Source organism: Archangium lansingense (assembly GCF_026626635.1).
Classification (GTDB): domain Bacteria; phylum Myxococcota; class Myxococcia; order Myxococcales; family Myxococcaceae; genus Archangium; species Archangium lansingense.
In genome coordinates this window covers 5,894,755-5,920,207 of the sequence record NZ_JAPNKA010000001.1, presented here as the reverse complement: position 1 = coordinate 5,920,207, position 25,453 = coordinate 5,894,755, and the positions used below count along the sequence as shown (strand labels likewise).

The window sequence follows — 25,453 nt, the reverse complement described above, 5'->3', positions numbered from 1 at the left end:
CTCCGTCTGCCTGAACGAAGGGCGACCAGACACGCTTGCCCCCGAGCAGCAGCTCCTTACTACCGCGATCTCAAGATCCAGCCGGTTGAGAATAACCCTAGAGGTTCTCACCAAAAATAGAACCTTACAGGGTGACGTAGTGCAGTTCTTCGTGAGGAAACGAGGCTACAAGAGCAAGGCCTTCACACCTGTAGCGCTGTTGGCTGTGTCAGATCGGCAAGGCTAAGCTGGAGGGCTCGGGCAGAGCGCGGACACACGCGCCCCCGACATCTTCTCGACGGAGTTTCCAGCCCCATGAACGATCTGTCCAAGCGCATCGCCAATCTTCCGCCCGAGAAGCGCGCGGAGCTGCTGCGCCGACTGGAACAGGCGGGTAACAAGGTCTCTCGGCCCAGCAACCGAGTCCGTGAGCCGGGCCGTCCACTCCCGCTGTCGTTCTCGCAGCAACGCCTCTGGCTCCTGCACGAGCTGCAGCCCACGAGCGCGGCGTACAACCTGCCCAACCTGCTGCGCATCCAGGGCCAGCTCGACACGGAGTTGCTCGAGCGCGCCCTGCGAACGGTGATCGAGCGGCACGAGTCGCTGCGCACCACGTTCCGCTCCGGTAACGACGGCCCAGAGCAGGTGGTGGTGCCGTCCACCGACTTCTCTCTGGAGCGCGCCGATCTGACGTCCGTGCCCGCCGAGCGCCGCGAGGAGGCACTCCAGGAGCGTGCACGCGCCGAAGCCCAGCGCCCGTTCGAGCTGACCACCGGGCCGCTCCTGCGCGCCACGGTGCACCGGCTGGGCGAACAGGAGCACGTGCTGCTGGTGGTGGTGCACCACATCGTCACGGATGGCTGGTCCTTCGGTGTACTCGCGCGCGAGCTGCTCGCCTGTTACGACGCCTTCGCGTCGGGCAGAGCGCCCGCGCTCCCGCCCCTGCCCCTCCAGTATCCCGACTTCGCGCTCTGGCAGCATGAGCGGTTGCAGGGAGAATTCCTCCAGGAGCAACTGGCCTACTGGAAGAAGCAGCTCGAGGGCGCGCCTACCGCCCTGGAGATGCCCACGGACCACCCTCGGCCCCCGACGCTCTCCGGACGGGGCCAGGAGCACCTCTTCGCGCTGCCTCGCGAGCTGTCGGACGCGGTGCGCGCGTTCGCGACCCGTGAAGGCGTGAGCGGCTTCATGGTGCTGATGGCCGCCTTCAACGTGCTGCTGTCGCGCTACGGAGGCCAGGAGGACATCTGCGTCGGTACGCCCGTCGCGGGCCGCAGCCACGCGGAGCTCGAAGGGCTCATCGGCTTCTTCATCAATACGGCCGTGGTGCGCTCGCGCCCTGTGGGGAGCCTGCCCTTCCGCGAGTTCCTGAAGGAGGTCCGCGAGGCCTCACTGGGAGCGCTCTCCCATCAGGAGGTGCCCGTCGAGAAGCTCATCCAGGAGCTTCGCCCGCCGCGAGAGCCGGGCCGCAATCCCCTCTTCCAGGTGTCCTTCGCGCTCCTGCCGCAGCAGGGGGCGTCGATGAACGTCGCGGGCCTGGATGCGCGCGTCGTGCCGATCTCCTCGGGTGGGGCCACGTTCGAGCTCACCTGGCTGTTGTCGGATCGTCCAGAGGGGTTCTCCGGCCGCATCGAGTACAGCACGGACCTCTTCGAGCCCGGGACGATTGCCCGCATGGCCGGGCACTTCCGGGTGTTGCTGTCCACGGCCATTGCCCACCCGGAGGCCCGGCTCTCCGAGCTGCCGCTGCTCACTGACGCCGAGACGCATGAGCTGCTCGTCGAGCGCAACGGTCCCGCCTCGGAGTACCCGCGCGACGTGTGCGTGCACCAGCTCATCGAGGCCCAGGTCGAGCGCACGCCTGAGGCCGTCGCCCTCACCTTCGAGGGCCAGTCGCTCACCTACCGCCAGCTCGACGAGCGCGCCAATCAGCTCGCCTGGCATCTGCGCTCGCTGGGCGTTGGCCCCGAGTCCCGCGTCGGCCTGTATCTGGAGCGCTCCCCGGAGATGGTCATCTCCCTGCTGGCCACGCTCAAGGCCGGCGGCGCCTATGTGCCGCTCGACCCCTCCTATCCCCAGGAGCGCCTGGGGTGGATGCTCGAGGACGCTCGGCCCACCGTGTTGCTGGCGCAGGAGCGCCTGCTGCCGGGTCTTCCTCCGCAGGGGGCCCACGTGGTGTGCGTGGACTCGGGTTGGAAGGACGTCTCCTCGCAGCCGCGCCATGCGCCTCCGCCCCTGGCCACGCCGGACAACCTGGCCTACGTCATCTTCACCTCCGGCAGCACTGGCCGCCCCAAGGGCGCCATGCTGGAGCACCGCGGCGTCGTCAACTACCTGCTCTGGTGCACCCAGGCCTATGCCATTGCCCAGGGTAACGGCTCTCCCGTCCACTCCTCGCTCTCCTTCGACCTCACTGTCACCAGCCTCGTGGCCCCGCTCGTGGTGGGCCGCACCGTTCTCCTCATCCCCGAGTCCCAGGGCGTCGAGGGCCTCGGTCAGGCCCTGCTGAGCGGCGACAACTTCAGCCTCGTCAAGCTCACCCCCAGCCACCTGCGCCTGCTCGAGCAGCAGATTCCCGCTGACAAGGCCGCTGGCCGCACCCGCTCCTTCGTCATCGGCGGCGAGGCCCTCACCGCCGACATGCTCGCCTTCTGGCGCAAGCATGCGCCGCTCACCCAGTTGGTGAACGAGTACGGCCCCACCGAGACGGTGGTGGGCTGCTGCGTGCATACCGTCTCCGCCCAGGACACGTCCGTGGGCGCCGTCTCCATTGGCCGCCCCATCGCCAATTCCCGCCTCTACATCCTCGATGCACATCTGCGGCCCGTGCCCACGGGCGTCGCGGGCGAGCTCTACATTGGTGGTGCCCAGGTGGGCCGCGGCTACCTCGCCCGCCCCGAGCTCACCGCCGAGCGCTTCATCCCGGATCCCTTCTCGCCCCAGCCCGGCGCCCGGCTCTACCGCACCGGCGACAGCGCGCGCTGGCTGGCCGATGGCACCATCGACTACCTGGGCCGGCTCGACTTCCAGGTGAAGGTGCGCGGCTACCGCATCGAACTGGGGGAGATCGAAGCCGCGCTGGCCCAGCACCCGGCGGTGCACCAGGTGGTGGTGGTGGCGCGCGAGGACCGCACCGGTGACAAGCGACTGGTGGCCTACGCGGTGCCTTCCTCCGGCCAGCAGCCGCCCTCCGCCTCCGAGCTGCGCGCATTCCTCGAGCAGCGGCTGCCCGGGTACATGGTGCCCTCCGCCTTCGTCCTCCTGGAGGCGCTGCCCCTCACCTCCAACGGCAAGGTGGACCGCAAGGCCCTGCCCGTTCCCGATGCGGCGCTCGCATCCGAGGCCGAGTACCTCGCTCCTCGCACCGAGACGGAGCAGCGGCTCGCCGCCCTGTGGAGCGAAGTGCTGCGCGTGGACCGCGTAGGCCTCCACGACAATTTCTTCCTGCTCGGCGGCCACTCGCTGCTGGCCACCCAGGTGGCCTCCCGCCTCCGCTCCACGTTCAGCGTGGAGTTGCCCCTGCGCACCCTCTTCGAGACGCCCACGCTCGAAGCGCTCGCCCGGGCCATCGACGCCTCCACCGGCGCCACACCCGGGCCCGTCCTGCCACCCCTGCGGCCCGTGTCGCGCCAGCAGTCCCTGCCCCTGTCCTTCGCCCAGCAGCGGCTGTGGTTCCTCGAGCAGCTCGTCCCCGACAGCGCGCTGTACAACATGCCCGCCCTGCTGCGGCTAGAGGGCGCGCTGGACACGGACGCTCTGGAGCGCGCGCTCACCGAGCTCGTCCGCCGTCACGAGGTGCTGCGCACCGCCTTCCCCGCCGAGTCCGGAGAGCCCCTCCAGGTCATCGCGCCGCCCGCCCCCGTGGCCCTCCAGCACGCCGACGTGAGCGCCCTGCCCGCCCCCGAGCGCGAGGCCCAGTGCCGCCGCGTCGCCATGGAGGAGGTCCGCCGGCCCTTCTCCCTCGCCCGGGGTCCGCTGCTGCGCGCCCTGCTCGTCAGGCTGGCCAGCACCGAGCACGCGCTCCTGCTCAACATGCACCACATCGTCTCCGACGGCTGGTCCATGAGCGTGCTGGCGCGTGAGGTGGCCACCCTCTACCAGTCCTTCAGCGAGGGAAAGCCGTCCCCCCTGCCCGAGCTGCCCGTCCAGTACGCCGACTACGCGGCCTGGCAGCGCAACTGGCTCCAGGGCGAGGCAATCGAGACGCAGCTCGCCTACTGGCGGCAGCAGCTCGCCCATGCGCCCCAGTTGCTGGAGCTGCCCACCGACAGGCCCCGTCCCGCCACGCAGTCCTATCGTGGCGCCACCTTCTCGCGGCTCCTGCCCCGCTCGCTCTCCCAGGCGCTCGAGGCGCTCTGCCAGCGTGAGGGGGTCACCTCCTTCATGGCCCTGCTGGCCAGCTTCCAGGCCCTGCTCGCGCGCTACTCCGGCCAGACGGACATCGTCATCGGCACCGACATCGCCGGCCGCACGCACGCCGACACCGAGAGCCTCATCGGCTTCTTCGTCAACCAGCTCGTCATGCGTGGGGACCTCTCTGGAGATCCCACCTTCCGCGAGCTGCTGGGCCGTGCACGCCAGGTGGCGCTCGGCGCCTACGCCCACCAGGACGTTCCCTTCGAGGAGCTGGTGCGCGTACTCAATCCCGAGCGCAGCCTCGCCCACGCCCCCATCTTCCAGGTGAAGCTCGTTCTGCAGAACGCGCCCGCCACCGAGCTGCGGCTGCCGGGGCTCACCTTCCGGGCCGAGCAGAACACCACGGGCGCCGCGAAGTTCGACCTCACACTCGCCGTCACCGAGACCCCCTCGGGCCTGCTGTGCATGTGCGACTACAGCAGCGATCTCTTCGACGCGGGCACCATGGCCCGCCTGCTGGAGCACCTCCAGGTGCTGCTGGAAGGGGCCACCGCCAACCCCGAGCTGCGCCTGTCCACCCTGCCCCTGCTCACCGAGGCCGAGCGGCGCCAGCTCCTCGTGGACTGGAACGACACCTCCGCCCGGTTCGAGGACACCTGCGCCCACCACCTCTTCGAGGCCCAGGCGCGGCGCACCCCGGACGCCATCGCCGTCCAGTCCGGTGAGCAGTCCCTCACCTACCGTGAGCTGGATGAGCGCGCCAACCAGCTCGCCTGGCACCTGCGCACTCTTGGAGTCGGCCCCGAGGTGCTCGTTGGCCTGTGCGCCGAGCGCTCCCCGGAGCTGGTGATCGGCATCCTCGGCATCCTCAAGGCCGGCGGCGCCTGGCTCCCGTTGGATCCGTCGTACCCCACCGATCGCCTCGCCTTCATGCTGGGCGACGCACGTCTTCCCGTCCTCCTCGCCCAGGAGCACCTGGCCGATGAGCTGCCCGTGCAGAGCGAGCTGCTCGTCCTGATCGACGCGGAGTGGGACCTCATCGCCACCCAGCCCGTGCATGCCCCCGACGTGCGCGTGCTGCCCGACAACCTCGCCTACGTCATCTACACCTCGGGCAGCACCGGCCGCCCCAAGGGCACCCTGCTGCGCCACCACGGCCTGTGCAACACCGCGCGCAAGACGATCGAGGACATGCGGCTGGCGCCCGGCGGCCGCGTGCTCCAGTTCGCCTCCATCGGCTTCGACGCCTCCGTCTGGGAGATTCTTCCCACCCTCATGGCGGGAGCCCAGCTCCACCTCGGCTCCCGCGAGGAGCTGATGCCCGGCGCGCCCCTGCATCAGCTCCTCCAGCAGCGCGCCATCACCGCCGCCACGCTCACCCCCTCGGTGCTCGCCCAGCTCGAGCCCCAGGGACTGCAAGCCCTCGAGACGATTACCTCCGCCGGTGAGGCCTGCACCTCCGAGCTCGTGGCGCGCTGGCAACCGGGCCGGCGCTTCATCAACGCCTACGGCCCCACCGAGACCACCATCTGCGCCACCCTCGAGACCGAGGTGGACGCGCGACGGATCTCCATCGGCCGCCCCTTCCACAACGTGCGGGCGTACGTGCTGGACGCCCACCTGCGACCGCTGCCCGTGGGTGTCCCGGGAGAGCTGTTCATCGGTGGCGCCGGCCTGGCCCGTGGCTACCTCGGCCGCCCGGAGCTCACCGCCGAGCGCTTCATCCCGGATCCCTTCTCCTCCGAGCCCGGAGAGCGCCTCTACCGCACCGGTGACAAGGTGCGCTGGCTGTCCGAGGGAACCCTCGAGTACCTGGGCCGCATCGACTTCCAGGTGAAGCTGCGCGGCTTCCGCATCGAGCTGGGTGAGGTGGAATCCGCCCTGCTGGCGCATACCTCCGTACGCGAGGCCCTCGCCCTGGTGCGCGAGGACGAGCCCGGGGACAAGCGCCTGGTGGCCTATGTCGTGGCCCACCCAGGTGAGACCGTCGATGCCGGTGCGCTGCGCTCCTTCCTCCAGCAGCGCCTGCCCGAGTTCATGCTGCCCTCGGCCTTCATGGTGCTCGAGGCGCTCCCCCTCACCTCCAGCGGCAAGGTGGACCGCAAGGCCCTGCCCATTCCCGATGGGGCGCTCACGGCCAGCGCCGAGTACGTCGCTCCGGGCACCGAGACGGAGCAGCGGCTCGCCGCCCTCTGGAGCGAGGTGCTGCGCGTGGAGCGCGTGGGCCTCCATGACAACTTCTTCGAGCTGGGCGGCCACTCCCTGCTGGCCACGCAGATTGCCTCGCGCATCCGCGCCGTCTTCGGCGTGGAGCTGCCCCTGCCCACCCTCTTCGAGGCGACCACGCTCGAGGCGCTCGCCCGGGCCATCGACGCCACCGCCCGCACCACGCCCGGGCCCGTCCTGCCGCCCCTGCGGCCCGTGTCGCGCGAGCAGCCCCTGCCGCTCTCCTTCGCCCAGCAGCGGCTGTGGTTCCTCGAACAGCTCGAGCCGGGGACGCCGCGCTACAACATGCCGGGGGCCGTGCGCCTGGAAGGGCCGCTCGACGTCCCCTTGCTGGAGCGCGTCTTCACGGAGACGCTCCAGCGCCACGAGTCCCTGCGCACCACGTTCCGCGTCGAGGCGGACACCCCTGTGCAGATCATCGCCCCCACGGCAGCGCTGCGCATGGCGGTGGTGGACCTGACGTCCCAGCCCTCCGAGCGGCGTCTGTCCGAGACCCGCCGGTTGATCAACGAGGAGGCCCAGCGCCCCTTCCAGTTGGAGCACGGTCCGCTGCTGCGAGCCACCCTGCTGAAGCTGGACGAGCAGGAGCACGTGCTGGTGCTCAACATGCACCACATCGTCTCCGACGGCTGGTCCATGGGTGTGCTCGTGCGCGAGGTGGGACAGCTCTACTCGGCCTTCGCCCGGGGTGAGCCCTCGCCGCTGCCCGCGCTGCCCGTGCAGTACGCCGACTACGCGGCGTGGTCCCGCGATTGGCTGCAAGGCGAGGAGCTGGAGCGACAGAGCGCCTGGTGGAAGCAGCAGCTCGCTGGCGCCCCCACCCTGCTGGAGCTGCCCACCGACAGGCGCCGCCCGCCCGTGCAGAGCTTCCGCGGCACCTGGCTCCCCGTCCGCATTCCCCGCGAGCTCTCCGATTCCCTCGCCCAACTGGCCCAGCGTGAGGGCGTCACTCCCTTCATGCTGGTGCTCGCCGTCTTCCAGGTGCTGCTGCACCGCCACTCCGGGCAGCAGGACATCGTCGTCGGCTCTCCCATCGCCGGCCGCCGCCTGGCCGAGCTCGAGGGACTCATCGGCTTCTTCGTCAACACGCTCGTGCTGCGCACCCGGATGGAGGGCAATCCCACCTTCCGTGAGCTGTTGCGGCGCGTGCGCGAGACGACCCTCGGCGCCTACGCCCACCAGGATCTACCCTTCGAAAAGCTGGTGGAAGAGCTCCAGCCCGAGCGCAACCTCAGCCACAACCCGCTCTTCCAGGTGTCCTTCTCGCTGGACAAGCTGCCGCTGAGCGACCTCGACAGCCCGGGGCTGAAGATGAGCCCCCTCGAGTCCGACACCGGCGTGTCCAAGTTCGACCTGGCGCTCACCCTCTCGGATACCTCCGAGGGACTGGTGGGCGGCCTCGCCTACAGCACGGACCTCTTCGACGCCTCCACCATTGCCCGCATGACCGAGCACCTGCGGATGCTGTTGGAGGGAGTGGTGGCCTCGCCCGAGGCGCGCCTCTCCGACCTGCCCCTGCTCTCAGAGGCCGAACGCCAGCAGGTCCTGGTGCAGTGGAACGACACCGCTGCCGACTTCCCCTCCCACTCCTGTGTCCACCACCTCTTCGAGCAGCAGGTCGCCCTGCGCCCCGACTCCATCGCCGTCGAGTTCGGTGACGCTCGCCTCTCCTACCGTCAGCTCGACGAGCGCTCCAACCAACTGGCCCACCTGCTGCGCTCCCACGGCGTTGGCCCTGACGTCCTCGTCGCCCTGTGCCTGGAGCGCTCCCTGGAGCTCATCGTCTCCCTGCTCGCCATTCTCAAGGCCGGTGGCGCCTACCTCCCCCTGGACGCCTCCTACCCCGCCCAGCGTCTGGCCTTCATGCTCGAGGACGCTCCTCCCCGCCTCCTGCTCACCTCTCGCGCTCTGCGTGCCCAACTCCCCGTCTCCGAGGGCCTCTCCTCCCTCTTCGTCGAGGAGCTGAGCCTCGAGGGCCTGCCCACCTCCACTCCTGCCTCCGGCGTCACCTCTCAAAACCTCGTCTACGTCGACTTCACCTCGGGCACCACCGGCCGTCCCAAGGGCGTCGCCATCGAGCACCGCTCCGTCCAGCGCCTCTTCCACGGCATCCACTACGCACACCTCGGCCCCGAGGAGACCTTCCTCCTCATCGCCCCCGTCTCCTTCGACGCCTCCACCCTCGAGCTGTGGGGCCCTCTCCTCTTTGGCGGCCGTCTCGTCGTCTTCCCTCCTCAGTCCCCCAGTGACTTGGAGCTGCTCAGCCAGACTCTCCTCAAGCACCAGGTGACGACTCTCCACCTCACCGCCGGCCTCTTCTCCCAGGTGGTTGAGCACAAGCCCGAGTGCCTGCGCGGCCTGCACCAACTGCTCACCGGTGGCGACGTCGTCTCCGCTCCTCACGTGCGCCGCGTCCTGGAGTCTCTCGGCATTCCCGTCACCGCCTGCTACGGCCCCACCGAGAGCACCCTCTTCACCTCCTGCTTCCGCATGTCCCGACCCGAGCAGGTGGGTAGCGCCGTCCCCATTGGTACCCCCATCGCCAACACCCAGGTGTACCTGCTGGACTCCTCCTTCCAGCCCGTTCCCGCTGGTGTCCCTGGCGAGCTCTTCATCGGCGGCGACGGCCTGGCCCGCGGCTACCTCTCTCGCCCGGACCTCACCGCTGAGCGCTTCCTCCCCAACCCCTTCGGCTCTCCCGGCACCCGCCTCTACCGCACCGGCGACCTCTCCCGCTGGCGCAACGACGGCGTCCTGGAGTTCCTCGGCCGCATCGACAACCAGGTGAAGGTGCGTGGCTTCCGCATCGAGCTGGCCGAGGTGGAGGCCGCCGTCCTGGCCCACTCCTCCGTGCGCGAGGCCATTGCCCTCGTCCGCGAGGACGTCCCCGGCGACAAGCGTCTGGTGGCCTACTTCGTCTCCCACCCAGAGCAGCCCCTCGACGCGGGCACGCTGCGCTCCTTCCTGCAGCAGCGCCTGCCCGACTTCATGGTGCCCTCCTCCTTCGTCTCTCTGGAGGCCCTGCCCCTCAACGCCAACGGCAAGGTCGACCGCAAGGCCCTCCCCGTACCCGATGGGACGCTCGCCTCCAGCACCGAGTACATCGCTCCTCGCAACGAGACGGAGCAGCGGCTCGCCGCCCTCTGGAGTGAGGTGCTGCGCGTGGAGCGCGTGGGCCTCCACGACAACTTCTTCGAGCTCGGCGGCCACTCACTGCTGGCGACCCAGCTCGTCTCCCGCACCCGCGCCGCGTTTGGCGTGGAGCTGCCCCTGCGCACCCTCTTCGAGGCCCCCACGCTCGAAGCGCTCGCCCGCGCCCTGGAGTCCTCCCTCCGCGCTACCCCGGCGCTCGTCCTGCCGCCCCTGCGAACCGTGTCGCGCGAGCAGACCCTGCCGCTCTCCTTCGCCCAGCAACGGCTGTGGTTCCTCGAGCTGCTCGAACCGGGCACCGCGCGCTACAACATGCCCGCGGCCGTGCGGCTGCAAGGGGCACTCGACGTCTCCCTGCTGGAGCGCGTCTTCACGGAGCTGGTCCGGCGCCACGAGCCCCTGCGCACCACGTTCCGCCTCGAGGCGGACTCGGCCGTGCAGCTCATCGCCCCCACTGCGGCGGTGCGCCTGGCGGTCATGGACCTGACCACCCTGCCGTCCGAGCAGCGCCAGGCCGAGACCCAGCGCCTGACCGATGAAGAAGCCCAGCGCCCCTTCCAGTTGGAGCACGGTCCGCTGCTGCGGGCCACGCTGCTGAAGCTCGACGAGCAGGAGCACGTGCTGGTGCTCAACATGCACCACATCGTCTCCGACGGCTGGTCCATGGGCGTGCTCGTGCGAGAGCTGGCGGCGATCTATCAGGCCCTCGCGGCGAACCAGCCCGTGCCGCTGCCCGAGCTGCCCGTGCAGTATGTCGATTACGCCGCCTGGCAGCGCCAATGGCTGCAAGGAGAGGAGCTCGAGAGGCAGCTCTCCTTCTGGCGGCAACAGCTCGCCGGTGCCGCACCCGCCCTGGAGCTGCCCACCGACAGGCCGCGCCCGCCCGAGCAGACCTTCCGCGGGGCCACGCTCGAGATGCCGCTCTCGCGGAAGCTGACCGCGGACCTCAAGAGCCTCTGCCAGCGCGAGGGGGTCACCCCCTTCATGCTGCTGCTGTCCGCCTTCCAGGTGGTGCTGCAGCGCCACTCGGGGCAGGAGGACTTCTGCATCGGCTCGCCGATCGCCGGCCGTGATCAGACGAAACTCGAAGGCCTCATCGGCGTCTTCGTCAACACCCTGGTGCTGCGCACACGCATGGAGGGCAACCCCTCCTTCCGCGAGCTGCTGCGGCGCGTGCGCGAGACGACCCTGGGCGCCTACGCCCACCAGCACCTGCCCTTCGAGAAGCTGGTGGACGAGCTCAAGCCCGCGCGCAGCCTGGGTCGCTCTCCGATCTTCCAGGTGCTGTTCGCTTTCCAGAACGTCCCCGTGACCGAGCTCGACGTGAAGGGACTCTCGCTGCGGCCACTGGCCATGAGCACGAACGTGTCCAAATTCGAGCTCGAGCTGGCCTTCAGCGAGACCCAGAGCGGCTTCCTGGGCAACTTCGTCTACAACACCGACCTCTTCGACGCTTCGACCATCAAGCGCCTGGGCGAGCACCTGCGGGTGCTGCTGGAGGGAGTGGTGGCCTCACCCGAGGCGCGCCTCTCCGAGCTGCCCCTGCTCTCAGAGGCCGAGCGCCAGCAGGTCCTGGTGCAGTGGAACGACACCGCAGCCGACTTCCCCTCCCACTCCTGCGTCCACCACCTCTTCGAGCAGCAGGTGGCCCTGCGCCCCGACTCCATCGCCGTCGAGTTCGGTGATGAGCGCCTCTCCTACCGTCAACTCGACGAGCGCTCCAACCAACTGGCCCACCTGCTGCGCTCCCACGGCGTTGGCCCTGACGTCCTCGTCGCCCTGTGCCTGGAGCGCTCCCTGGAGCTCATCGTCTCCCTGCTCGCCATCCTCAAGGCCGGTGGCGCCTACCTCCCTCTGGACGCCTCCTACCCCGCCCAGCGTCTGGCCTTCATGCTCGAGGACGCTCCTCCCCGCCTCCTGCTCACCTCTCGCGCTCTGCGTGCCCAACTCCCCGTCTCCGAGGGCCTCTCCTCCCTCTTCGTCGAGGAACTCAGTCTGGAGGGCCTGCCCACCACCTCTCCGGTTTCAGGCGTCACCTCTCAAAACCTCGTCTACGTCGACTTCACCTCGGGCACCACCGGCCGCCCCAAGGGCGTCGCCATTGAGCACCGCTCCGTCCAGCGCCTCTTCCACGGCATCCACTACGCACACCTCGGCCCCGAGGAGACCTTCCTCCTCATCGCCCCCGTCTCCTTCGACGCCTCCACCCTCGAGCTGTGGGGCCCTCTCCTCTTTGGCGGCCGTCTCGTCGTCTTCCCTCCTCAGTCCCCCAGTGACTTGGAGCTGCTCAGCCAGACTCTCCTCAAGCACCAGGTGACGACTCTCCACCTCACCGCCGGCCTCTTCTCCCAGGTGGTTGAGCACAAGCCCGAGTGCCTGCGCGGCCTGCACCAACTGCTCACCGGTGGCGACGTCGTCTCCGCTCCCCACGTGCGCCGTGTCCTGGAGTCTCTCGGCATTCCCGTCACCGCCTGCTACGGCCCCACCGAGAGCACCCTCTTCACCTCCTGCTTCCGCATGTCCCGGCCCGAGCAGGTGGGTAGCGCCGTCCCCATTGGTACCCCCATCGCCAACACCCAGGTGTACCTGCTGGACTCCTCCTTCCAGCCCGTCCCCTCAGGTGTCCCGGGCGAGCTCTTCATCGGCGGCGACGGCCTGGCCCGCGGCTACCTCTCTCGCCCGGACCTCACCGCTGAGCGCTTCCTCCCCAACCCCTTCGGCTCTCCCGGCACCCGCCTCTACCGCACCGGCGACCTCTCCCGCTGGCGCAACGACGGCGTCCTGGAGTTCCTCGGCCGCATCGACAACCAGGTGAAGGTGCGCGGCTTCCGCATCGAGCTGGCCGAGGTGGAGGCCGCTGTCCTGGCCCACTCCTCCGTGCGCGAGGCCATTGCCCTCGTCCGCGAGGACGTCCCCGGTGACAAGCGTCTGGTGGCCTACTTCGTCTCCCACCCGGAGCAGCCTCTCGACGCGGGCTCGCTGCGCTCCTTCCTCCAGCAGCGCCTGCCCGACTTCATGCTGCCCTCGGCCTTCGTCTCCCTGGAGGCCCTGCCCCTCAACGCCAACGGCAAGGTCGACCGCAAGTCCCTCCCCGTACCCGATGGCGCTACCGCCTCCGCCACCGAGTACGTCGCTCCTCGCAACGAGACGGAGCAGCTCCTGTGCGACATCTGGGCGCAGGTGCTCGGAGCGCGGCAGGTGGGCATCCACGACAACTTCTTCGAGCTGGGGGGTGACTCCATCATCAGCATCCAGCTCGTCGCGCGTGCACGCCGGGCCGGGCTCGTCCTCTCCACCCGGGACCTCTTCCAGCACCAGACGGTCGCACAGCTCGCCTTGGTGGTGAAGCCCGCCTCCGAGCCACTGGGCGAGCAGGGCCCCGTCATCGGCCCGGTGCCGCTCACCCCCGTCCAGCACCACCTGCTGCGGCACGATCCGGAGCACGCCCACTACTTCAACCAGTCCGTGCTCCTGGCCTCGCGCCAGCCCCTGGAGCCCTCCGTCCTGGAGAAGGCCCTCCAGTACCTGCTCTCCCACCACGATGCCCTCCGCTCGCGCTTCCGCCAGCACGAGGGCTCCTGGGTTCAGGAGAATGCCAGCCCCGAGGAGATGGCCTTCCACCTGCTCCAGGTGGACCTCTCCTCCACTCCCGCCTCCGAGCAGTCCAGGGCCCTCGAGGCCGAGGCCTCGCGACTCCAAGCCAGCTTCGTCCTCTCCCAGCCGCCCCTGGTGCGTGCCGCCCTCTTCCACCTCGGTGACGGCCAGCAGCGCCTGCTGCTCGTCCTCCACCACCTCGTCGTGGATACCGTCTCCTGGCGCCTGCTGCTGGAGGACCTCGAGTCCGCCTACCAGCAGTTGCAGCACGGACCCCAGGCGTCCCTGCCGGCGAAGACCACCTCCTTCCAGGCGTGGGCCCGCCGCCTGCAGGCCCACGCCCAGTCGCTGGAGCTCGCCGCCGAGGTGGCCCTCTGGTTGGACGAGGCCCGCCAGCACGTGGTGGCACTGCCCACCGACGCCTCCGGTCCCAACACCTACGCCTCGACGCGCTCCGTCTCCATCTCGCTCGACGCCGAGGAGACGAAGCTGCTGCTCCAGGAAGTACCTTCCGCCTGGCGCGCCCGCATCCAAGAGGTGCTGCTGACAGCCCTGGCGCAGACCCTCTCCGAGTGGACGGGCCAGTCCCGGGTGCTGGTCGACCTGGAAGGCCATGGCCGCGAGGAGCTCTTCGACGACGTGGACCTCTCGCGCACCGTCGGCTGGTTCACCGCGGTGACGCCCACGCTGCTGCCGCTGCCTTCCGGTGGCTCGGCCGGTGAGAGCCTGCGCGCCGTGCGCGACTCGCTGCGCCGCCTGCCCCACAATGGCCTCGGCTTCGGCCTGCTCGAGTCGTTCGGCCCACCCGAAGTGGCCCGGCGGCTCCAGGCCCTTCCCCCGGCCCAGGTCGCCTTCAACTACCTCGGCCAGCTCGACACCGCGGCGTCCGCCAGCCGCCTCTTCTCGCTGTCCTCCGAGCCCGCGGGCCAGGCCCTCTCGCCCTCGGGTACGCGCCAGCATCTGCTGGAGCTCAACGGCTCCGTCTTCCAGGGCCGCCTCCAGCTCGCCTTCGGCTACAGCACCCACCTCCACCACGCGGCCACCATCGAGTCGCTGGCCCAGCGCTTCCTCCACCATCTGCGCGCGCTCATCTCCCTGCGCACTTCCGAGGACGCCCGCCGCTTCTCTCCGGGGGACTTCCCGCTCGCGGCCCTCACCCAGCAGCAACTGGACACCGTGCTGCGGCAGGCCGGGCCGGACGCCGAGGACCTCTACCCGCTCTCCCCCACCCAGCAGGGCATGCTCTTCCACGCCCTGCTCGCCCCCGAGTCCTCCACCTACTTCGAGCAGCTCTCCTGGTCGGTCTCCTCCTCGATCGATCTGCCGGCCTTCCTGCGCGCCTGGAAGCTCTGCCTCCAGCGCCACACCATCCTGCGCTCCTCCTTCCACTGGGAGGGCCTCGAGACACCGCTCCAGGCGGTCCACTCCCAGGTGGAGCTGCCCTTCGAGCTGCGCGACTGGACCTACCTGCCCGCCTCCGAGCAGGAGGCCCGCTTCGAGCAACTGCTGCGCGCGGACAAGCAGCGCGGCATCGACCTGCGCCGCGCGCCGCTGGTGCGGCTGACGGCCATCCGGATGGCCAATGAGCGCCTGCGCTTCCTCTGGAGCCACCATCACCTGCTCCTGGATGGCTGGAGCCTCGGCCTGCTCATCGTCGAGGTCTTCTCCCTCTACGAAGCCCTGCGCGCGGGGCGCACGCTCCAGCTCGCCCCCCAGGTGCCCTACCGCGACTACATCGCCTGGCTGTCGCGCCGCGACGCCTCCGCCGATGAGGCCTGGTGGCGCTCCTACCTGGAAGGGTTCTCCGCGCCCACGTCCCTGCCCGCGGACACCCACGCCGCGCCCGGCCAGGGCCAGCCCCCCACACTCGAGCTGGACCTGAGCGCCGAAGCCACCGCCGCCCTGCAGGCCTTCGCCCGCCAGCACCAGCTCACCGTGAACACGCTCACGCTCGCGGCCTGGGCGTTCGTGCTCTCGCGCTACTCGGGCGAGCAGGACGTCGTCTTCGGCAGCACCGTGGCCGGCCGGCCTCCCGAGATGCCCGGCTCCGACACCCTGGTGGGCATCTTCATCAACACCCTGCCCACCCGCGTGCGCTTGTCTTCGGGCAGCTCGGCGTTGCTGCCCTGGCTCCAGGCGCTCCAGACCCAGCAGTCCGAGCAGCGCCAGTACGAGCACTCCCCGCTCGTCCAGGTCCAGTCCTTCAGCCAGATTCCCCGCGGCGTCCCGCTCTTCGACTCCCTGCTCGTCTTCGAAAACTATCCTCTCGACACCACGATGGCGGGCTCGGCCTCCTCGCTCCAGGTGAGAGACCTCCAGGGCTTCGAGCACACCAACTACCCGCTCACCCTCTCTGTCATCCCCGGCAACGCGCTGCGCCTGCGGGCCGTCTACCACACGCCCCGCTTCGAGCACGCGTCCATGCAGCGGCTGCTCGAGCATTGGCGCAATGCCCTACACGCCCTGCCCACCGCCTCGCGCGTGGGTGACATCGCTCTGCTCTCCGAGGCCGAGCGGCAGCAGGTGCTGGTGGAGTGGAACCAGGAGCGGACGGACTACCCGAGGGAGAAGTGTGTCCACACGCTCTTCGAGGAGCAGGTGGAGCACACGCCGGACGCGGTGGCCGTGGACTTCGACGGCGTGCGCCTCACCTACCGCGAGCTCAACCGCCGGGCCAACCAGCTCGCCCACCGGCTGCTGAAGCTGGGCGTGGAGCCGGGCGCCAGGGTTGGTCTGTGCGTGGAGCGCTCGGCTCACATGGTGGTGGGCATGGTGGCCACCCTCAAGGCCGGCGGTGCCTACGTTTCCCTGGATCCGTCCTACCCCAAGGAGCGTCTGGCCTTCATGGTGGAGGACTCCTCTCTGACTGTCCTGCTCACCCAGGAGTCACTCGCGGGCAGTCTGCCGGAGAGTGCCGCTCGGGTGGTGTGCCTGGATGCCGCGGGTGAGGGCCTCGACGCCGAGCCGGAGAGCAACCCGAGCAGCGGCGCTCAGGCCACCCATCCCATCTACGTCATCTACACCTCGGGCTCGACGGGCCGCCCCAAGGGCGTGTGCGTACCGCACCGGGGCGTGGTGCGCCTGGTGCGCAACACCAACTTCATCCACCTGACGGCCGAGGACCGGGTTGCGCAGGCGTCCAATGCCTCGTTCGACGCGGCGACGTTCGAGGTGTGGGGCGCGTTGCTCAACGGGGCAACGCTGGTGGGGATGTCGCGGGACGTGGTGCTCTCGCCCCAGAGCTACACCGCCTTCCTCAGGGATCAGGCCATCAGCGTGCTGTTCGTGACGACAGCCCTCTTCAACCAACTGGTGGCGGAGTCGGCGGACACCTTCCGCACGCTGCGGCAGGTGCACTTCGGTGGCGACGCGGCGGATGCGAGGGCAGTACGTGCGGCGCTGGCCGGTAGACCGCCGCAGAAGCTGGTGAACGCCTACGGCCCGACGGAGAGCACCACGTTCGCCACCTGGCACCTGGTGCAGGAGGTGGCAGAGGCAGCGGTGACGGTGCCCATCGGGCGGCCGCTGGCCAACACGGAGCTGTACGTGCTGGACGTGTGGATGCAGCCGGTGCCGGTGGGCGCGGCGGGCGAGCTGTACATCGGTGGCGACGGACTGGCGCTGGGCTACCTGGGCCGGCCAGAGCTGACGGCGGAGAAGTTCGTGCCCCATCCGTTCAGCACGGAGGAAGGCGCACGCCTGTACCGTACGGGCGACGTGGTGCGCTACCGGGCAAACGGGAGCGTGGAGTTCATCGGGCGGGCCGACTCTCAGGTAAAGGTGCGCGGCTTCCGCATCGAGCTGGGCGAAGTGGAGTCCGTGCTGGGTGGACACCCGGCTGTCCGTGAGTGCGTGGTGGTGGTGCGTGATGACGGCGCTGGCGGCAAGCGCCTGGTGGCGTACGTGGTGCCTGCCTCCCCCAGTGTCCCCACTTCCGAGGAGTTGCGGACCTGGCTGAAGCAGCAGATGCCCGAGTACATGGTGCCCTCCGCCTTCATGGTGCTGGAGAAGCTGCCGCTCACGCCCAACGGCAAGGTGGACCGGAAGGCCCTGCCCGCCCCAGAGGCCACTGTCTCCGAGGCCGGGTACGTCGCCCCGCGCACGCCCACCGAGGAGCAGCTCGCCACCATCTGGGCCGAGATCCTCTCCGTGCCTCGCGTCGGCGCCGAGGACGACTTCTTCGAGCTGGGTGGCCACTCCCTGCTGGCCACTCGCGTTCTCTCCCGCCTGCGCTCGGCCTTCCAGGTGGAGCTGCCCGTGCGCGCGCTCTTCGATGCGTCCACCCTCTCCGCGCTCGCCGCGAAGCTGGACGAGGCCCGCGCCAGCCAGAACCAGAGTGCGCTCCAGGTTCCCGTGCTGCGGCCTACTCCGCGCACCGGCGACCTTCCGCTGGCCTTCGCCCAGCAGCGCCTGTGGTTCCTCGATCAGCTCGAGCCCGGCAGCCCCGTCTACAACATCCCCGCGGCCCTGCGTCTCTCCGGCCAGCTCGACACCGGGGCGCTGCAGCGCGCCTTCCAGGAGCTCGTGCACCGTCACGAATCCCTGCGCACCACCTTCGCCTCGCGCGACGGCCAGCCCACTCAACTCATCGCGTCCTCCGTCTCCGTCACGCTCGAGGTGATGGATCTCCAGGATGTGCCCGCCGCCGAGAGGGAGAGCCGCGCCCAGCACCTCGCCCATCAAGAGGCGCAGCGCCCCTTCGACCTGGCCAACGGTCCGCTCCTGCGTGCCAGCCTGCTGCGCCTGGCCTCCGATGAGCACGTGCTGATGCTCGTGATGCACCACATCGTCTCGGACGGCTGGTCCATGGGCGTGCTCGTGCGCGAGATGGCCTCGCTCTACCTGGCCTTCGCCTCCGGCCAAGAGCCCAACCTGCCGCCGCTGCCCATCCAGTACGCCGACTACTCCGTCTGGCAGCGTTCCTGGCTCCAGGGCCAGGTGCTCGACTCTCAGCTCGGCTACTGGAAGCAGCAGCTCTCCGGGGCGTCGTCCGTCCTCGAGCTGCCCACCGACAAGCCGCGCCCTCCCGTGCAGACGTTCCGGGGTGACAGCGTGTCCGTGACCCTGCCCAAGGCACTCTCCGACTCCATCAAGGCGCTCTCCTCGCGGCTGGGCATCACCCCCTTCATGACGCTGCTGGCCGGCTTCCAGGTGCTGCTGCACCGCTACTCCGGACAGAGCGACCTCTCGGTGGGCTCGCCCATCGCTGGCCGCCGCGGCACCGAGCTCGAGGGCCTCATCGGCTTCTTCATCAACACGCTCGTCCTGCGCTCGCAACTGTCCGCGGACACCTCCTTCCACGAGCTGCTGCTCCAGGTGCGCGACACCACGCTCGGCGCCTACGAGCACCAGGACATTCCCTTCGAGAAGCTCGTCGAGGAGCTCTCGCCCCAGCGTGATCTCAGCCGCTCGCCCTTCTTCCAGGTGATGTTCGTCCTGCAGAACGCGCCGGTCGAGGCGCTGAACCTGCCGGGACTCACCCTGCGCCCGCTGGCTCAATCGATCAGTACGGCCAAGTTCGACTGGACGCTTTCACTCGCCGATTCGCCTGCGGGCTTCACCGGAATCCTCGAGTACAACACCGACCTCTTCGAGCGGGACACGGCAGCTCGCGCCGTGGAGCACCTGCGCCTCCTGCTCGATGCGGCCGTGGCCCACCCGGAGCAGAAGCTCTCCGCGCTGCCTCTGCTCTCCGAGGCCGAGCGGCAGCAGGTGTTGGTGGAGTGGAACGACACGCGCGTGGACTACCCGCGCGAGGCCAGCATCCACTCGCTCTTCGAGGCCCAGGCCGCCCGCACTCCGGACGCCGTCGCCGTGCAGTTCGAGGACTCGCACCTCACCTACCGCCAGCTCGACGCGCGCGCCAACCAGCTCGCCCACCACCTGCGCGACCTGGGCCTCACGCCCGGTACGCCCGTGGCCCTGTGCGTGGAGCGCTCGCTGGACATGGTGGTCTCCACCCTGGCCATCCTCAAGGCCGGCTGCGCCTACGTCCCGCTGGACCCCTCCTACCCCCGCGAGCGCCTGGAATTCATGATCCAGGACGTGCGCGCGCCCCTGCTCCTCACCCAGCGCCACCTTGCCGAGCGCCTGCCCTCGGGCCACGCGCGCCTCGTGCTGCTCGACTCCGACGCGCACCTCGTCTCCCAGCAGAGCGAGGCCTCCCCGGGCGTCACCGTGTCTTCCGACGCGCTCGCCTACGTCATGTACACCTCGGGCTCCACCGGCCTGCCCAAGGGCGTGTGCATCCCCCACAGGAGCGTGGTGCGCCTCGTCATGGGCTCGCGCTTCGCCGACTTCGGGCCCGGCGAGGTGATGTTGCAGCTGGCCCCCATCTCCTTCGACGCCGCCACCTTCGAGCTGTGGGGCAGCCTGCTGCACGGCGGCAAGCTCGTCGTCTTCTCTCCCCACACGCCTTCCTTCGAGGAGCTGGGCGCCGCCCTTCTCACCCACGGCATCACCACCCTGTGGCTCACCGCCGCGCTCTTCGACCAGATGGCCTCCACGCAACTGGGAGCCCTCTCGCGCGTGCGTCAGGTGCTCGCCGGTGGTGACGTGCTTTCCCCCGAGCGAGTGAAGGCCCGCCTCACCCAGGGTGGCCTGCTCATCAACGGCTACGGCCCGACGGAGAGCACTACCTTCGCCACCACCCACGCGCTCACCGCGGTGGAGCAGGTGGGCCACAGCGTCTCCATCGGCCGCCCCATCTCCAACACCCAGGTGTACGTGCTGGATGAGCGGCAGCAACCGGTCCCCCCGGGAATCCCCGGCGAGCTGTACATCGGCGGCGATGGCCTGGGCTGGGGCTACCTCAACCGCCCCGAGCTCACCGCCGAGAAGTTCGTCCCCAACCCCTTGGCCCTCGTGCCGGGTGAGCGCCTCTACCGCACGGGCGACAAGGTGCGCTGGCTGGCCAACGGCACCCTCGAGTTCCTCGGCCGCCTGGACTCCCAGGTGAAGCTGCGCGGCTTCCGCATCGAGCTGGGTGAGATCGAGTCCGTGCTCGACAAGCACCCGGGCGTTCGCCAGAGCGTCGTGGTGGCCCGCGAGGACAGGCCCGGCGACAAGCGCCTGGTGGCCTACGTCGTCGCCTCCACCGAGCAGGTCCCCGCCACCTCCGAGCTGCGCTCCTTCCTCAAGGAGCGGCTGCCCGAGTACATGGTGCCCTCGGCCTTCGTCGCGCTGGAGCAGATGCCCATCACCGCCAACGGCAAGGTGGACAGGAAGGCCCTGCCCGTTCCGGAGGCCACGGTCTCCGAGGCAGCGTACGTCGCCCCGCGCACACCCACCGAGGAGCAGCTCGCCGCCATCTGGGCCGAGGTCCTCTCCGTACCTCGCGTCGGCGCCGAGGATCACTTCTTCGAGCTGGGTGGTCACTCGCTGCTCGCCACCCAGGTGGTTTCCCGTCTGCGCTCGGCCTTCCAGGTGGAGCTGTCCTTGCGCGCGCTCTTCGAGGCCCCCACCCTCGCCGCGCTCGCCGCGAAACTGGACGAGGTCCGTGCTAGCCAGGGCCAGAGTGCGCTCCAGACGCCCGCGCTGCGGCCCGCTCTGAGCACCGGCGACATTCCGCTGTCCTTCGCCCAGCAGCGTCTGTGGTTCCTCGATCAGCTCGAGCCCGGTAGCTCCGTCTACAACATCCCCTACGCGCTCAGGCTCTCCGGCCAGCTCGACACCGGGGCTCTGCAGCGAGCCTTCCAGGAGCTCGTGCACCGCCACGAGTCCCTGCGCACCACCTTCGCCTCGCGCGACGGCCAGCCCATCCAACTCATCGCGCCCTCGCTTCCGATTCCGCTCGACGTCCTGGACCTGAGCAACGAGCCCGCCACCGAGCGGGAGAGCCGCGCCCAGCACCTCGCCCAGCAAGAGGCGCAGCGCCCGTTCGACCTGGCCAACGGTCCGCTCCTGCGCGCCAGCTTGCTGCGCCTGGCCTCCGACGAGCACGTGCTGATGCTGGTGATGCACCACATCGTCTCGGACGGCTGGTCCATGGGCGTGCTCGTGCGCGAGATGGCCTCGCTCTACCTGGCCTTCGCCTCTGGCCAGCAGCCCAACCTGCCGCCTCTGCCCATCCAGTACGCCGACTACTCCGTCTGGCAGCGCTCGTGGCTCCAGGGCGAGGTGCTCGACTCGCAGCTCGGCTACTGGAAGCAGCAGCTCTCCGGGGCGTCCTCTGCCCTCGAGCTGCCCACCGACAAGCCGCGTCCCCCCGTGCAGATGTTCCGGGGTGGCAACGTGCCCGTGACCCTGCCCAAGGCGCTCTCCGACTCCATCAAGGCGCTCTCCTCGCGGCTGGGCATCACCCCCTTCATGACGCTGCTGGCCGGCTTCCAGGTGCTGCTGCACCGCTACTCCGGACAGGGTGACATCTCCGTCGGCTCGCCCATCGCTGGCCGCCGCGGCACCGAGCTCGAGGGCCTCATCGGCTTCTTCGTCAACACGCTCGTCCTGCGCTCGCAATTGTCCGCGGACACCTCCTTCCACGAGCTGCTGCTCCAGGTGCGCGACACAACACTCGGCGCCTATGAGCACCAGGACATCCCCTTCGAGAAGCTCGTCGAAGAGATCTCACCCCAGCGCACCCGGGGCCGCTCTCCGCTCTTCCAGGTGATGTTCGCCCTGCAGAACGCCCCCATGGGCGCGCTCCGCCTGCCTGACCTGACCCTGCGCCCGGTGGAGCTCGAGGGCCGCACCTCCAAGTTCGACTGGACACTCTCGCTCGTCGATTCGCCCGAGGGCTTCACCGGAATCCTCGAGTACAACACCGACCTCTTCGAACGGGACACGGCGGCTCGCGCCATGGAGCATCTGCGCCTCCTACTCGATGCGGCCGTGGCCCAACCGGAGCAGAAGCTCTCCGCGCTGCCCCTGATCTCCGCGACCGAGCGCCACCAGCTCCTGGTGGAGTGGAACCAGACGCGGACGGACTACCCGAGGGAGAAGTGTGTCCACACGCTCTTCGAGGAGCAGGTGGAGCGCAGGCCGGACGCGGTGGCGGTGGACTTCGACGGCGTGCGCCTCACCTACCGCGAGCTCAATCGGCGGGCCAACCAGCTCGCACACCGGCTGATCAAGCTGGGCGTGGAGCCGGGCGCCAGGGTCGGTCTGTGCGTGGAGCGCTCGGCCGACATGGTCGTGGGCATGGTTGCCACCATCAAGGCCGGTGGCGCCTACGTCCCGCTGGACCCCTCCTACCCCAAGGAGCGTCTGTCCTTCATGGTGGAGGACTCCTCGCTTACGGTGCTGCTCACCCAGCAGTCGCTCTCGGACAGTCTGCCGCAGAGTGGCGCCCGGGTGTTGTGCCTGGATGCCGCGGGTGAGGGCCTCGACGCCGAGCCGGAGAGCAACCCGAGCAGCGGCGCTCAGGCCACTCATCCCATCTACGTCATCTACACCTCGGGCTCGACGGGTCGCCCCAAGGGCGTGTTGGTACTGCACCGGGGCGTGGTGCGACTGGTGCGCAACACCAACTACATCCACCTGACGGCAGAGGACCGGGTTGCGCAGACGTCGAATGCCTCGTTCGACGCGGCGACATTCGAGGTGTGGGGCGCGTTGCTCAACGGGGCAACGCTGGTGGGCATGTCGAGGGACGTGGTGCTCTCGCCCCAGAGGTGTGCCGCGTTCCTGCTGGAGCAGGCCATCAGCGTGCTGTTCGTGACGACAGCCCTCTTCAACCAACTGGTGGCGGAGTCGGCGGACACCTTCCGCACGCTGCGGCAGGTGCACTTCGGCGGCGAGGCGGCGGATGTGAGGGCGGTACGTGCGGCACTGGCCGGTAGACCGCCGCAGAAGCTGGTGAACGCCTACGGCCCGACGGAGAGCACCACGTACGCCACCTGGCACCTGGTGCAGGAGGTGGCGGAGGGCGCGGTGACGGTGCCCATCGGGCGGCCGCTGGCCAATACGGAGCTGTACGTGCTGGACGGTCGGATGCAGCCGGTGCCGGTGGGCGTGGCGGGCGAGCTGTACATCGGTGGCGACGGACTGGCACTGGGCTACCTGGGCCGGCCGGAGCTGACGGCGGAGAAGTTCGTTCCCCATCCGTTCAGCACCGAGGAAGGCGCACGCCTGTACCGCACGGGCGACGTGGTGCGCTACCGGGCGGACGGCAGCGTGGAGTTCATCGGGCGGGCGGACTCGCAGGTGAAGGTGCGCGGCTTCCGCATCGAGCTGGGCGAGGTGGAGTCCGTGCTGGCAGGACACCCGGATGTCCGTGAGTGCGTGGTGGTGGTGCGCGACGACGGCGCTGGCGGCAAGCGCCTGGTGGCGTACGTAGTGCCTGTTTCCCCCACTACCCCCACTACCCCCACTTCCCCTCTCCCCTCGGGAGAGGGACGGGGTGAGGGTGCCGAGCATCCCGGGTTGAAGCCCGAGGAGCTGCGGACCTGGCTGAAGCAGCGGATGCCCGAGTACATGGTGCCCTCCGCCTTCATGGTGCTGGAGAAGCTGCCGCTCACGCCCAACGGCAAGGTGGACAGGAAGGCCCTGCCCGCTCCGGAGGCCCCAGTCTCCCAGGCCGCATACGTCGCCCCGCGCACGCCCACCGAGGAGCAGCTCGCCGCCATCTGGGCCGAGGTCCTCTCCGTTCCTCGCGTCGGCGCCGAGGACGACTTCTTCGAGCTGGGTGGCCACTCGCTGCTTGCCACCCAGGTGGTTTCCCGCCTGCGCTCGGCCTTCCAGGTGGAGCTGCCCGTACGCGCTCTCTTCGAGGCCTCTACCCTCTCCGCGCTCGCCACGAAGCTGGACGAGGTCCGTGCCAACCAGGGCCAGAGTGCGCTCCAGGCGCCCACGCTGCGGCCCGCTCCGCGCACCGGTGACATCCCGCTGTCCTTCGCCCAGCAGCGCCTGTGGTTCCTCGACCAGCTCGAGCCCGGTAGCTCCGCCTACAACATCCCCTATGCGCTCAGGCTCTCCGGCCAGCTCGACACCGAGGCCCTGCGCCGCGCCTTCCAGGAGCTCGTGCACCGCCACGAGTCCCTGCGCACCACCTTCACCTCGCGCGACGGCCAGCCCGTCCAGCGGATCGTCCCGGAGCTCTCCCTTCCGATCGAAGTCCTGGACCTGAGCAACCTGCCCGCCTCGGAGCAGGAGGGCCAGACCCGGCAGCTGGCCGGTCAGGAGGCGCTGCGGCCCTTCGACCTGGCCAATGGTCCGCTCCTGCGCGCCAGCCTGCTGCGCCTGGCCTCCGACGAGCACGTGCTGATGCTCGTAATGCACCACATCGTCTCGGACGGCTGGTCCATGGGTGTGCTCGTGCGCGAGATGGCCTCGCTCTACCCGGCCTTCGCCTCCGGCCAGCATCCCAACCTGCCGCCTCTGCCCATCCAGTACGCCGACTACGCCGTCTGGCAGCGCTCCTGGCTCCAGGGCCAGGTGCTCGACTCTCAGCTCGGCTACTGGAAGCAGCAGCTCTCCGGAGCGTCGTCCGCCCTCGAGCTACCCACCGACAAGCCGCGTCCCCCCGTGCAGACGTTCCGGGGTGACAGCATGTCCGTGACGCTGCCCAAGGCGCTCTCCGAGTCCATCAAGTCCCTGTCCCTGCGCCTGGGCACCACCCCGTTCATGACGCTGCTGGCCGGCTTCCAGGTGCTGCTGCACCGCTACTCCGGACAGAGCGACCTCTCGGTGGGCTCGCCCATCGCCGGCCGCCGCGGCACCGAGGTCGAGGGTCTCATCGGCTTCTTCGTCAACACGCTCGTCCTGCGCTCGCGCATCTCGCCGGAAGCCACCTTCCACGACGTACTCCGCCAGGTGCGCGACACCACGCTCGGCGCCTACGAGCACCAGGACATCCCCTTCGAGAAGCTCGTCGAGGAGCTCTCGCCCCAGCGCACCCTGGGCCGCGCTCCGCTCTTCCAGGTGATGTTCGTCCTGCAGAACGCCCCCATGGGTGCGCTCCGTCTGCCTGACCTGACCCTGCGCCCGGTGGAGCTCGAGATCGCCACCTCCAAGTTCGACCTCACGCTCACGATGATCGAGGGCCCCGGTGGCCTCGGCGGCGCCGTCCTCTACAACACCGATCTGTTCGAGGCCGGCACGGTGGCTCGGATGATGCGCCACTACCAGACCGTCCTGGAGGCACTCACCACTCGTCCCGACACCGCCATCCTCGACCTGCCCCTCCTCACCGCCGAGGAGCGCCAGCAGG

General features: G+C 69.6%; 1 protein-coding gene (cut by a window edge). It reads left to right on the top strand.

What is annotated here, in order from left to right:
- The first annotated feature begins 294 nt into the window (after nt 1-294).
- Nucleotides 295-25,453 carry the 5' portion of a non-ribosomal peptide synthase/polyketide synthase gene (locus tag OV287_RS24250; protein WP_267536408.1) on the top strand. Its footprint extends 12,152 nt past the window's final position, so 25,159 of the gene's 37,311 nt are visible here — the first part of the coding sequence; its start codon is at nt 295-297; its stop codon lies beyond the right edge, outside the window.